The following is a 13,118-nucleotide window of genomic DNA, read 5'->3' as shown; positions in this document are numbered from 1 at the left end:
AAATTGTAAAACTGTTTACTATGACAAGTCCTAAAAATTCAGCCCAGACTCCTAATAATGGTCTTGAGGAAAATGAGCCGGTAAAAATTATACTGGCCGAGGATGATAAGGATGATCAGGAACTATTTATGGAAGCCCTTGATGCAACCAATGTCCCTTCTGAGGTAACAACTGTAGAGAACGGGCAGCAATTGCTGGATAACCTCAAAGACCCTGACGAGCCAAATCCTGATATTGTTTTTATAGATATCAATATGCCCGTTAAGGGAGGAAAGGAAGCACTGGAGGAAATAAAGAGTGATAAGGAGCTTAAGGATATTCCGGCGGTCATGCTCTCCACGTCCAATCACCCAAAAGATATTGAAGAGACCTTTAACAAAGGGGCCAACCTATACATACAAAAGCCAAGCTCTTTTGCCGGCTTTATTCTTGTTCTGAAAAAAGTATTCGTGCTCCACGGTACTAAAGCGCTGCTGAATCCCCTTAAAAATATATTTTTTGTTTCGGAAAAGAATATTTCCAACAAGGATTAAATAAACCCTCTTAGTATCTTGGTATGGCGCATTTTATTAATGTGAAATAAAAATCTCAATTTCAGTCACTTCTCGTTTTAAAGGGCTATCTTTGGGCAATTAAATACATTAAAATGCAAGAAGGTACAGTAAAATTTTTCAATGAAGAAAAAGGGTTCGGATTTATAACTCCAAGTAATGGAGGAGCCGAAGTTTTTGTTCATGTCTCAGGTCTAACGGAAAACATCGCTCAAAACGATGCAGTACGATATGACATCCAGGAAGGCCGCAAAGGTCCAAACGCAGTAAACGTAGTTGTAGCATAATTATACTTCACAGTTAACTTTATAAAGGCATCTGCTCAGGCAGGTGCCTTTTTTGTTTTATGTAATGTAAGTTTGCTTTTAAGTTAAATGATATAGAGTAATCAGCATCGTCAATTTTATTTACTATTTTTTTCAGGAGCTTTTTCCCGCTATCCGTTCCAATCTTTTGTGCCGTATCCTGGCACCAAAGGATTTACAGTGCTATCGGGGCTAAGGGCTCTGAGAACCCTGTTTTGTATTCGAAAGGTATGTTTCCGCCCAATTAACGACTGCCTTTTAAGCCTTTTTGAGATTCCGGGCAATAGTAGTATCTTAGCCATACACAAGAAATCCCCATCAATGGAACCCCAGCCGTATATCAGACTCTCAGCGCTTAATGACATGATCCATGACACGATCAGGGCACGTTTTGAAGGGCAGCGTTTCTGGGTACTGGCCGATGTTACCAATCATTCCTATAAGTCCGACAAAAAGATCCATTATTTTGAGCTGGTGGAAAAAGCGCAGAACGGCAATGCCATCACGGCTAAAATAATGGGAAAATCATGGGGTACAGGGGCTATTCGTATTGAAGAGTTTGAAAAACACACAGGACAGGCCTTTACCAATAACCTGCATGTCCTGGTGCAGGTAAGCGTGGATTATCATCCTGTGTATGGTTTGTCTGTGAGCGTTTTGGATATCGACAGCAATTTTATGCTGGGCATACTCGAAACAGCAGCGAAATGCCACCCTGGAGCGTCTGGTCAGGGAAAATGATTATATACAAAAAGAAGGTGATAATTACTCTACCTATAACAGCAGGCTGCAGCTTCCTTTGGTAATCCAGAGAGTGGCTGTTATATCATCGAGCAGCTCGGCAGGGAATGAGGATTTCCGCCATACGATGCAGCATAATGATTTTGGGTATGGTTTCCAGATTGATGATTATTACAGGGTGGTGCAGGGAGATAATAATGCCAAACTATTTTTGAGTAAACTCATTGAGATTTATAATACCGGAATCCCTTACGATGCCCTTGTCATTAACAGGGGCGGCGGGTCACAGTCTGATTTTCTGATCTTTGACAATTACAATATCGGACGTGCAGTGGCCAAGTTCCCCATTCCGGTCATAACCGGCATTGGGCACCAAAAAAATGTCAGTATAGCGGACCTGATGGCCCATACCCATACCAAAACCCCAACCAAGGCCGCTGAGTTCATCATTGCCCATAACCGAAGTTTTGAGCTTGGGATACTCTCGCTCCAGCAAAATATTGTCATCAAATCACAGCAGCTTTTTTACGCCCATTACAAAGAATTAAGCGAGCTTAAAAACGCGATTTCCCGCAATGCAAGGGAACTTGTACAGCTGCACAGCGAGGAGCTGAGGCGAACCAATCATCAAATTGTAAGCAGCTCAAGGGCAGTTTTGTACGGACACCAGAAGAATCTAATCCTTTCGGCACATCAGCTGGCGCGGAGTCCGCGAATGCTGTTTCAGCAGCAAAAAAATGATTTAGGGAATATAAAAAATAGTATAATCAATACAGCGAGTGCGTATCTTCGCCATGAGAAACTTACTTTGGATTACCAAAAGAAGAACATCGGGATCATGTCCCCTCAGAATATCCTTCGCAAGGGGTATGCAATTGTGAAGACTGGTGGGAAAATTATCAGCAGCGCCGAGAATATAGAGGCGGGGCAAGAGATAGAAGTGATCCTGGGAGATGCAAAACTTAAAAGCATTGTTAAAGAAAAAATACAATATGATGGAAGAGAAACTGACCTATGAGGCGGCGAAGTCCGAGCTGACCGCCATTTCAAAAGAGATAGAAAGCGAAGAAATATCAGTTGACGAGCTGGCTGCAAAAGTCAAAAGGGCATCCGAGCTTATTGAGTTCTGCCAGGCCAAGCTAAAAAACACAGAAGCGGAAGTGAGTAAAATCATCAGCAGGATGGAGAATCCTGAGAAGCAATAAGGCAGGGAATATAGTATACGCAAGGTTTTTTCGTTATCACGATATATATAATCCGAATAAACTGAATACTTAAAATTAAAAATTTAATATTCCATTTATATAGGCCTCTTACTTTAAAGAAGCTGTCTCAAAAATGAGGCAGCATCTTTTTTCATATTAGAATGCAGCAGCTACATAACAACATATTAATTTTCTTTTACCTGCCGGAAGGTAAGATTGATCCTGGGCAGCACTTCCCTGGCTGTTTTGGGTACCTGATGCTCCCAATAGGTGTTGGTATGTCCGGCCATTAGCAGAAAAGTGCCGTGGTGCAGGGGAATTTCAATCTGGGGAATATGCTTTAGGGTTTTATGGCGCAGTCGGAAGATTCTTGTTTCCCCAAAAGTTACCGATGCGATGTTCATGTCCTTGTTGGTGCTGGTGGTTTTATCGCTGTGCCATCCCACACCGTCAGTGCCGTCCCTGTAGAGGTTGAGCAGCACGGCATTGAATTCAATACCGGTATGCTCCTCCACGCGCTCGCGGATTTTCAGCAGCTGGTCGGGCCAGTCAGGATTCGACTTTCTTTCGGGTCTTCTGGTCTCCCCATACCAGGAAATCATCCTGGGCGCTGTGACCACCTTGTCGTACATGGGCATTTCATATTCCCGCCACTGGGTGGTATGGTATAAAAAGTTATAGTAATAATCGGATTCCTGCTTACTGAAAAAATTATCAATCAGCAGAAGGTCCGCATCAGGGACGTCAAATACTCTTTTGCCGCCTTTGCCTGATGAAAAAATTTCGGTGTCATCAAATAGCATCATTTTGTTCAGAATTTTAATTTATACTCATTATATGGTCCTTCGGATCGATGAATGGCATGCCTTCCACGCTCATTTTTAGTCTTGGCAGGTTAATTTCATGCTCCTGGGGATAAGGCTGGCGGTCGGTCATTGAGATATCCTCGCGCAGCTGCTGGTGCGCCTTGAACTGCCGCTCATCAGAATTCGAATACCTTGGATCGGCAACAAAAGGCATCTTGGACATTTTGGTAACCGTAATGGTAGGGAAGTGGTAATCCACCTCCACATTTCCCAAAAGAAGGTAACAGCCACCGCCCTGAAAGGGATATTCTTTAAGGCTGCCGGTGAAATGGGCCGTATCAAACAGCTCGCCCTGGGCGTCAATCCAGGTCCCGAAAAACATGGCGCCCATCTTGGTGGGCACATGCTTTCTGGAGATCAGGTAGGCCAGCATGCGAACTGATTTTTTGTGATGTTTCAGAAGGTCTTTGGCCATTACATCGCCCCGGAATTTGGTTTTCAAAAGATCAAAAGGGGAGCAGGAGACCGGGAAGCTCAAAAGCTCGATCTCGTCAAAGGCATCCTCAAATTCCGAGCGGGCAAGCTCGGGCAGCTCAAATTCTTTTACAGGCTCCTGGATCAGCAATAGGCCCCTGTTTTCGGGCTTGAAATTGACAAGGATCAGTCTGGCGGTGACCAGCAGCTGGTTTTTTGTTTTTCCCGTAAAGCGGAAAGCGCCGATAAAAATCAGGATCTGCAGGGTTTCAATGCCAATAGGGATGCGGTTGATAAAATCTTCAAGCGAGCCGTACGGGCCATTTTTTTCCCGCTCGGACTGGATCAGCCGGGCGGTCTGCTCATCGAGGCTTTTCAGGTGCATAAATCCCAGATATACATCTGAGCCATAAAGCGTGGTTTCAAATTCGCTTTTGTTGACACATGGATTGTGGATCACGGCCCCTGACATCCTTGCCTCATGCACATAAACCTCGGTACGGTAAAAGCCGCCCTGGTTGTTGATGACCGCCACCATAAATTCTATAGGATAGTGCACTTTGAGGTACAGGCTCTGATAACTCTCCACGGCATAAGATGCCGAGTGTGCCTTGCAGAACGAGTATCCGGCAAAGGATTCAATCTGGCGGTAGATTTCCTCACTGAGTTTCTCGGGATGTCCCTGCGCCTGACAGCAGGCAAAGAAATTATCCTTCACTTTTTGAAGCGCTTCCTTGGAGCGTCCTTTGCCTGACATGGCACGGCGCAGGATATCCCCATCCGCGGCGGGCAGCCCGCCGTAATGCAGGGCGATTTTGATCACGTCTTCCTGATAGACCATGATTCCGTAGGTTTCCCCAAGCTGCTGCTCGAAAACAGGATGGAAATACTCGAACTTATCGGGATGGTTGTGGCGGAATATATATTCCTTCATCATACCGCTTTGGGCCACACCCGGACGTATGATAGAGGAGGCTGCTACCAGGGTTTTATAATTGTTGCACTTCAGGCGGCGCAATAATCCCCGCATGGCAGGGCTTTCAATGTAAAAGCAGCCGATAGTGCGGCCAATACCCAAAAATTCATTGCAGCTGGCCTCATTTTTTGAAATGGCCGTATCACGGATATTCAGGCGGATTCCCTTGTTTTTCTCAATAAGCTTCACGCTGTCATCAATATGCCCGATGCCGCGCTGGCTCAGGATATCGAATTTTTCAAGTCCTATATCCTCGGCTATATGCATGTCAAAAAGCGCAATAGGAAAACCCTTTGGGGGCATCTCCAGTGGGGTGTAATTGGTTATGGGCTCCTCGGAGATCAGGATCCCGCAGGAATGCATGCTTCGCTGGTTGGGATATTTCTCCAGAAGCATCCCATACTGCTGTACCTCGCGCACCACTTTGTTGGTCGGGTGCAGCTCCATCGGGTTTTTGGTCAGGATATCGAGCTCTTCCTTGGGAAGACCGAACACTTTGCCTACTTCACGAAATATGGATTTGTACTTGAATTCCACGTTGGTACCGCAAAAAGCCACATGCTCATAGCCATAGCGGGAGAAAATGTATTCCAGGATATTGTCGCGCTCCTTCCAGGACCAGTCAATGTCAAAATCCGGCGGGCTTTTGCGGTTCAGGTTCAAAAACCGCTCAAAATACAGGTCCAGCTCCAGCGGACAGATATCGGTAATGCCCAGGCAATAGGCGATGATACTGTTGGCGCCGCTGCCGCGCCCGATATGCAGAAAGCCCTGTGAGTTGCTGAACCGGATGATATCCCATGTAATTAGGAAATATCCGCTGAATTCCAGTTGGTCAATGACTTTAAGCTCCTTGAACATGCGGGATTTGGCTTGGGCATTATTTTTGCCATAACGCCACTCCAGGCCCTTTTTGGCCAGTGTGGTGAGAAGGTTGATATCGTCTTTGCGGTTGTTGGTATAAAATTTCTTGTTTTTTGGCGTTTTGAAATCAAATTCAAAATTGCACTGGCCCATGATTTTTTCCGTGTTGGCTATAATCCCCGGATAATTCGAGTAGCAGGACAGAATCCTTTGAACACCTACCATCACTTCTGAACTGTGGCAGTAATCTGAAGGGGAGAGTTTTGATAAGATAACATTCAGGTCAATGGCCCGCAGCACCTTGTGAAGCTCATATTCCTTTGTGGTGCGAAAGGTAACGGGCTGGAGTACGACCATTTTCTGCTGCCTGTTTTTCCAGTCCGACAGGACGAGTTTTGGCAGCTCTTCGGGACGAATGCCGATGTATTCAACTTCCCGTAGGATATCCGGCGCGTTCTCCAGGGGATAAATGACAAAAACATCTGAAAAGTCGGGAGCTTCAAGGGGCAGGGGTGTTTGTTCAAAATTATGACCGGTCAGAAAACGGTTCATCTGGGCAAGCCCTGCAGTATTTTTAGCCAGGCCAATGTATCGCAGCTGATGGTCACAGCGAAATTCCATTCCCACAATGGGTTTGATCCCCATGCTCTGGCAGCCCTTTATGAAATCATAGATCCCGGTTACCGTATTTATGTCGGTCAGTGCCATGGCCTTTACGCCACAGGCGGCAGCACGGCTGATCAATTCCGGTAATGGAATTGTGCCGTAACGCAGGGAGTGAAAGGAATGGCAATTGAGATACATGGGCTTGGGTTTATTTATCGTACTTGCGTTTTAAAATTTCATTTTTATTGTTGGGTTTAAACGATGCCCCGGCGCAGCGCATCACCGCATCATAGCCATACCTTGTCTTCATCCGGTCCATGGCCTGATAAAGCGAGAGCATTTCCTGGGTATCCTCGAAAAGATCGATCTGGTAGGTGCCGCGTACCAGACCGCTGAACCTGACCCCGATAAGGCGCAGGCGCATTCTTCGCTGGTAGAGTTTTTCAAACAAATCAACAGCAATCTGGGTCAGGATATGATCAGCCGAGGTATACTGCACGCGGGACTGCCTGGTTTCGGTATCAAAGTTGGCATAACGGATCTTGACGGTAACAGTGGATGTGAGCCACTGCTCGGATCTTAGCTGAAAGGCCAGTTTTTCCACCATTTCCAGTATCACCCTTCGGAGCCTTTCCATATCAATTGTATCCTGCCCAAAAGTATGCTCGGTGGATATGGATTTCCGCTCCGTGTAGGGTTCCACCGGATTGTTGTCAATGCCGTTGGCTTTTTTCCAGAGTTCGATCCCGTTTTGCCCGATCATCTTCTGCAGGGCTTCCGGGGGCATTTGGGAAAGCGTTTCTATTTTTCTGATCCCGATTCGCGAGAGCAGCTGGAAGGTTTTTTCCCCGACCATGGGTATTTTCCGAATCGACAAAGGATTTAAAAAAGACCGGACCAAATGCTCGGGTATCTCCAGGTTCTGCTTTTGCTTGCCTTCGCCTGTTCCGATTTTCGATACCGTTTTGTTTACTGATAAGGCAAAGGTGAGCGGAAGGCCCGTTTCTTTTGTGATGGTATGCGCGAGTTCGTTTGTCCATTTGTAGCTGCCATGGAACTTGTCCATCCCGGTAATGTCCAGGTAAAATTCATCAATACTGGCTTTCTCCACCACGGGCGCTTTTTCCTGAATGATCTCGGTGATGTCATGGGATAGCCTCGAGTATAATTCCATGTCGCCTTTCATGATTTTGGCCTGCGGGCAGAGTTTCATGGCCATGTGGATGGGCATGGCAGATCGCACCCCAAAACGTCTTGCTTCATACGAGCAGGATGCCACAACACCCCTTTCACCGCCCCCAATGATCAGCGGTATACCGTTTAATTCCGAATTTGTCAGTCTCTCGCAGGACACGAAAAACGTATTCATATCGATGTGCACAACTGCCCTTTGCATAGTCTTCTCATTTTATACAGGACAAAATTATTACAGATCGTAACATTATTTAAAAATTTTATGTTCTAATTTGGAACAAATTTCTGTAACCAGTTTTTTCTGATAGGGCCATAGCGTGTAAATATTGAAAAATTTAAAAAACAGCAAGAGTAACAAAATGTAAAAATTTATTTTTTTAATGTGTTTTTTCTGAATTATGATTAACTTTATATCCCCAAAATCAAATTCAGGATATCATTTTGCAGTTTTAAAATGGCATGACCTTTACTTTGGAACATTGTTTATCCAAAGCAGCTTTCTATTTTATCGTTTAATGTAAATTGTAGTAAAATGGCATTTGAAAATTACAATTCCCACAGGCTTATTTACCTGGCCGATGACGACAGTGATGACAGGGAGTTCTTTGCCGATGCGGTCACAGAAATTGATCCCGGTGTTGTTTTAAAACAGGCACCCGACGGCATGCATTTAATGGATGACCTTCTTTCCCTTTCAGGTGCTGAGCTTCCCCAGTTTATTTTCCTGGATATCAATATGCCGGGAAAAACAGGACTGGACTGCCTAAAGGAGATTAGGAGCTGCGAGGGGGAGCTGGGGGAAGTGAACATTGTTGTGCTCTCCACCAGCAGTGATCCTGAGAATATCCAAAAAGCTTCAGAATTGGGCGCTACCTTTTATGCAGTAAAGCCCAGCTGTTTTGAGAAACTGAAATCAATACTGGAAGAAGTTTTGAGCATTAATCTGGTGGGGACTATTGGGGAAAAGAGAAAGTTTCTTTTGGTTTAGTTTTTGGGATGCTTATAAGTGAGCTTGATAAAAATTTAGGCTATTGAAAATGCGATTTGGATTAGCGGGCAGCTGCGGGCAGAATCATGATAAAGCTTTTTCTCTTTTTTGTGCAGAATTTTCCACAGCCTGAATTAATTGGCTATTGGGAATTTTTATCGGAATCTAATTTGAGTGACTAGCATCGTCAATTTTATTTAATATTATTTTTTAGGAGCTAATCCCGCTATCCGTTCCAATCTTTTGTGCCGAACACCGGCACAAAAGGATTTCCACTGCTATCGGGGCTAGGCTCCTGAGGAGCCCTGTTTGTTCTGAGAACTGATATTCGCCCTCAATTGTTTAACCTCTGATTGATATATTACATCTTTCAGATTTAATCGTTTTAGGATGCGAAGATTCAGCAGGAGATTAAATTTTAAGAACTTTAATTATAAAAATTTAAATCCATAATCGCATTGACCGAGAATGAGAATGGAATACCCTATATTTTTATAAATATTGAGGTGGTTTAATGCATTGTTTGCGGTATTTTTGTCTGGTGTGATTCGAAAAAAGGAAGCAAAAACAAAAAATTACCAAATATATTAATTAGTAATTTTTTGAATAAAAAATGGCGCTCATTGTATTCAATTGGCGCCATTTGGCTTGTTGTGACCTCGACGGGACAAATTTCTATAAATTTTATGGAGGATTTGAAGAGATTAGCTTACTACTGGTAAAGGCTGTCTTTCGTTGGCTTAAAGTATTTGGTTTGGATGTCCTGTCGGGGATTGATAGAAAATTATCAAAATTAATCCTTATACGGCTTAGTATTTTTTTGTTTTTATAAGTTTAAAAAAATGGTAGCTTTTTCTTATTTGAAACTAGAATTTTCAGTTAAAGGCTTCTTTTTATCCTATTATCAAAAAAAAGACGATACCGGCTTTTAATTCACTTTTTGCTTCATATTAACAATGTCCCTCCATCAATAACCAGGCTTTGTCCTGTCCCGTGCTGCTGTTTCATCAGATATAAGAATCCGTCGGCAACATCTTCAGTTTCGCCCACTCTTTTCAGGAGGAGAGTCTCTGCATAATACTTATACATATCCTCGCGATCGGCTTCGGGCATTGTATCCCACAAATTGCTTTTTAAAACACCCGGCACTACACAATTAACCCGAATAGGAGCTAATTCAACAGCCATAGCCCTTACAAAAGCCTCCATGGCCCCGCATATAGCGGACGCTACTGACCATCCCGCTGCCGGACGTGCATTGGCAGTTCCGCTGGTCAGGGAAATAGAACCACCCGGATTTATAAAAGGCGTAGCATATTTTACCGCCGCAACAGTACTCCAGAAACGCAGATCAAAAAATGATTTTGTAGTATCAATATCGGTTTCACTAATAAGGTTTAATTGAAGATTCTCACCAGCTGTATAAATCAGATGGTCAAAATTTCCAATTTTCGTAAAGAAGCTCTCGATATTACTCTCCTTACTTAAATCTATCGCAAAGCCTTCTGAATTTTTAGGCAGCTGACTTAGAGCAGTATTGATGCGATCCAGATTACTGGACACTATAATAACTTTTGCTCCCTCTTGCGCAGCGGCGATAGCAGTAGCTAATCCAATGCCGGAACTGGCACCCAATAAAATGATCTTCTTACCCGAAAGGGTTTTTAAATTTGTATTCATAAAACTAAATTTAGATAAATGGAGATTAGTAATAATTAAAAAGAGAAATTGGCATTATCGATATTTCTCAATTCCCATTATTTAATTATGATTGCAAAGCTCCTGAAAATAAAACTTGTGACACTTAACAAATGGTAAAAATGAAGCTGGTTTTTTGTCAGGTATTATTCAAAATTAATTTATAATTTTGAATACTTACTAATTGGTAACAACATGCCTGTCATCACTAATAACCTCATTTCTTTTTTACAGCAATATCATATATTTGACGAAAAAGAGAAAGAATTAATTTCAGAATATTTTATGGAAAGCAGCCATAAGGAAGGAGATTATCTTTTTTATTGTGGGCATGTACCAGATGAATTATTCTTTATCAGTTCGGGTGTGCTCAGAATTTTAGTGCAAAATGAAAAAGGTAATAATGTTACCCACTTCTTTTTAAAAGAAAATCAATTTTGCACCATTTTAAATAATTTTAAGAATGCGACAGTTGCTACAGAAAGCATTCAGGCAGCTTGTAATACCCGGGTTTTTAGAATTTCAAAAAAACAATTGGAAGTACTATATGTAAAGATTCCTGCCATTGAATCAATTATAGCACAAACTATTCAACAAACTCTTTTAGACAAGATTCTGATCCGCAATAGTTATCTGGGACAGGATTCAACAACCAAATATCGAAAATTCATGGAGCAGCAGCCCGATATTGCATCTCGTGTATCGCTAAGTGATATTGCAGCATATCTTGAAATAACACCACAATCTCTAAGCAGGATTCGAAGGAATATGAAGTAAATAGTCACCAATTAGAAGGATGATGAAAAAAACGAAGAAATCAATTTACGGGATTAGAACGAATTAATATTAGATTGTCAATCATCAATGCCAGTTCTTTTTAAGAGCAATTGCATAAGAACCATTCTCTTAAACTCATCTTTAATATTTGGATAAGAAAAATCAAATTGTTCAATAACTACAAAGCCTAGTTTTTCGTAAAATTTTGCAGCATCGGCATCTTCCATTGCTTTTAACCATATAGCTTTTTTATTTTCATTTGTGGCTAAATGCTCAATCATTTTAATGGTAGATTTTCCTAAACCTTTTCCAGCCGCCTCTTTTAGAAAATAGATTCTCTCAATTTCTAAATAGTCTGTATTGCTTGTTTTGTCTATATCTTTATTGTTGTTAATTTTTAATACACCGACAGGTAATTCCTCATCGTAAATGAGAAAAAATTGGGTATCATCTTTATTCATTTCTGATACTATTTTTTCTTGTGTGAAATTAGTTTTCATGTAGCTTTCGCCATTATCAGTCCACAAATAGAGGTAATGTTCTATATATGATTGTTTGTATATTTTCAAAATTTGTGGAATATCGCTCTCGGAGCAAATTTTATATCTAGGTTCTTTAATCATAGTAAATATTTTTTTTAAATGTAAATTTCTATTAGTAATGAAAAGAATAAATGTAAATAAATATCAAGAAGAAATGATAAATAAAATCATATACTAACTTCGTTAAAGTTAAACTGAATCCGTGCGGCAACCGCAACAAATTAGAGCGATATTTTATTAGAAGTGAAATATTTTTTTGCTATCTATTGAGCCAGGATTTAAACTCAGCTGCTTTATTTTTGCTTATAATAACATCAATTGCTGATTTTGGGATTACTTCAATTTTTAGCTGATTATTACCGTATTTAAGTATTTTATCTATTGATTTTATAGACAGAATAAATTGTCTGTTGGCCCTAAAAAAAACAGTATTATCCAGATCGGCATAAATTTCTTCAAGACTATTGTTACTTGTCGATATTTTTCCGTTTACATCTTTGACATAAGTAATTGTATTTTCCATATAGATATAGGCAATATGCTCAATTTCAAGGGTAACAATCTCGTTTTTTAAATTGGTTAAAATCCTTTTTTTATTGGGTAAAATTGAAACATTTTGATTATTTGTATTTTCATTTACATCCAATTTTATTTTATAGCTCGTCAGATCAGAATTGAGTTTTGATAAGCCTAAAACTTCATTAAAAAGCGTTTCATTTTTCAGTTCGAGTTTTCTTTCATAGCGGCTTCCGAAAAGGCGTATCATAAAAAAAGAAAGCAGTACAATTAAAGTTCCGGTGGTAAGATATACCAGGATAAAGTAAAATTTCAGATTTTGAACCTGCTCATTAATATTTTTCAAATTAGCATGAGAGGCAACAATCCAGTCCGTATCTTTTACAGGATACAAATAGATAATTTCAGATTCTCTTTTTTGGTCATTAAAGTTTCTAAGGCCACCGCCTTCTGTTTTATTTTTCAAATAAGAATAAAAATCCTCAGGATTCACTTCGCTATGAATATTGGAAATAAAAGACTCATCAGGACCAGTCATCCGTCCGATTTTTTCCGGGTTTGGATGACATATTTCTTTTCCCGTCTGATCAAACATACAAATAAACCCTGTCTGTGTATCGGTTTTTTCGATGCTTCGCTGAACATTATTAATAATGGCCTGCTTGTCACTGTTTTGCTGCGCCTGATAAGAAATCAGATTTGCCATTTCTTTGGCTTCTCTTTTACTGGACTCAATCTGGATTTTTAAAAACTGCTGAGAACTTAAGTCCACTAAATAATTCATACTGAAGTAACCGCAGATGTAAACAACAACGAGTAATGATAAAAAGGTAAAAAGATAAAGTTTGTCTTTTCTCATGAAGTTTTTCAATTAA

13 protein-coding genes are annotated in these 13,118 nt (G+C 41.1%); 7 read left to right on the top strand and 6 right to left on the bottom strand.

The annotated features are described in order from the left end of the window. Window positions 1–20 precede the first annotated feature (20 nt). From SD960_RS11295 to xseB, 5 genes are all read left to right on the top strand, one after another. Window positions 21–533, top strand: a complete 513-nt coding sequence (locus SD960_RS11295) for a response regulator (protein WP_318803121.1) — start codon at window positions 21–23, stop codon at window positions 531–533. 113 nt (window positions 534–646) lie between these two features. Continuing rightward, window positions 647–838 (top strand): cold-shock protein, encoded by a 192-nt coding sequence (locus SD960_RS11290; RefSeq protein WP_318803119.1) that lies wholly within the window; start codon window positions 647–649, stop codon window positions 836–838. A 339-nt stretch (window positions 839–1,177) separates the two neighbouring features. Next, window positions 1,178–1,597 carry an exodeoxyribonuclease VII large subunit gene (locus tag SD960_RS11285; RefSeq protein WP_318803118.1) on the top strand — a complete coding sequence of 140 codons (420 nt, stop codon included), beginning with the start codon at window positions 1,178–1,180 and terminating at the stop codon, window positions 1,595–1,597. 73 nt (window positions 1,598–1,670) lie between these two features. Next, window positions 1,671–2,615: an exodeoxyribonuclease VII large subunit gene (locus SD960_RS11280; RefSeq protein WP_318803116.1), complete on the top strand. Its 945-nt coding sequence runs from the start codon at window positions 1,671–1,673 to the stop codon at window positions 2,613–2,615. Next, a complete protein-coding gene (gene xseB, locus SD960_RS11275; RefSeq protein ID WP_413230380.1) occupies window positions 2,590–2,802 on the top strand; it encodes an exodeoxyribonuclease VII small subunit in 213 nt (70 codons plus the stop codon). The genes SD960_RS11280 and xseB overlap by 26 nt, the downstream gene beginning before the upstream one ends. A gap of 185 nt (window positions 2,803–2,987) precedes the next feature. On the opposite strand, the gene SD960_RS11270 is transcribed toward xseB, so the two are convergent. From SD960_RS11270 to dinB, 3 genes are read right to left on the bottom strand one after another with little or no spacing between them, the layout of a single operon-like run. Further along, window positions 2,988–3,608: an alpha-ketoglutarate-dependent dioxygenase AlkB family protein gene (locus SD960_RS11270; protein WP_318803114.1), complete on the bottom strand. Its 621-nt coding sequence runs from the start codon at window positions 3,606–3,608 to the stop codon at window positions 2,988–2,990. 13 nt (window positions 3,609–3,621) lie between these two features. Continuing rightward, on the bottom strand, window positions 3,622–6,726 hold the full coding sequence (locus tag SD960_RS11265) for a DNA polymerase III subunit alpha (RefSeq protein ID WP_318803112.1): 3,105 nt from the start codon (window positions 6,724–6,726) through the stop codon (window positions 3,622–3,624). A 10-nt stretch (window positions 6,727–6,736) separates the two neighbouring features. Beyond that, complete coding sequence (gene dinB / locus SD960_RS11260) at window positions 6,737–7,924, bottom strand: DNA polymerase IV (protein WP_318803109.1); 1,188 nt, start codon at window positions 7,922–7,924, stop codon at window positions 6,737–6,739. 330 nt (window positions 7,925–8,254) lie between these two features. Between dinB and SD960_RS11255 the strand changes: the two genes are divergently transcribed. Continuing rightward, on the top strand, window positions 8,255–8,710 hold the full coding sequence (locus SD960_RS11255) for a response regulator (protein ID WP_318803106.1): 456 nt from the start codon (window positions 8,255–8,257) through the stop codon (window positions 8,708–8,710). 945 nt (window positions 8,711–9,655) lie between these two features. On the opposite strand, the gene SD960_RS11250 is transcribed toward SD960_RS11255, so the two are convergent. After that, window positions 9,656–10,390 carry an SDR family oxidoreductase gene (locus SD960_RS11250; RefSeq protein WP_318803105.1) on the bottom strand — a complete coding sequence of 245 codons (735 nt, stop codon included), beginning with the start codon at window positions 10,388–10,390 and terminating at the stop codon, window positions 9,656–9,658. A gap of 213 nt (window positions 10,391–10,603) precedes the next feature. Between SD960_RS11250 and SD960_RS11245 the strand changes: the two genes are divergently transcribed. Next, on the top strand, window positions 10,604–11,185 hold the full coding sequence (locus SD960_RS11245; RefSeq protein WP_318803104.1) for a Crp/Fnr family transcriptional regulator: 582 nt from the start codon (window positions 10,604–10,606) through the stop codon (window positions 11,183–11,185). Between the two features lie 77 nt (window positions 11,186–11,262). Here the strand turns inward: SD960_RS11245 and SD960_RS11240 are convergent, their stop codons facing one another. Both SD960_RS11240 and SD960_RS11235 read right to left on the bottom strand, forming a co-directional pair. Continuing rightward, window positions 11,263–11,808, bottom strand: coding sequence for a GNAT family N-acetyltransferase (locus SD960_RS11240; RefSeq protein WP_318803103.1), 546 nt, complete (start codon window positions 11,806–11,808; stop codon window positions 11,263–11,265). A gap of 178 nt (window positions 11,809–11,986) precedes the next feature. After that, window positions 11,987–13,102, bottom strand: a complete 1,116-nt coding sequence (locus tag SD960_RS11235) for a LytTR family transcriptional regulator DNA-binding domain-containing protein (RefSeq protein ID WP_318803102.1) — start codon at window positions 13,100–13,102, stop codon at window positions 11,987–11,989. Between the last annotated feature and the right edge of the window lie 16 nt (window positions 13,103–13,118).

Source organism: Flavobacterium sp. MMLR14_040 (assembly GCF_033657265.1).
Lineage (GTDB): Bacteria > Bacteroidota > Bacteroidia > Flavobacteriales > Flavobacteriaceae > Flavobacterium.
The sequence above is the reverse complement of the archived record's forward strand: the minus strand, read 5'-3'. Positions and strand labels throughout refer to the sequence as shown.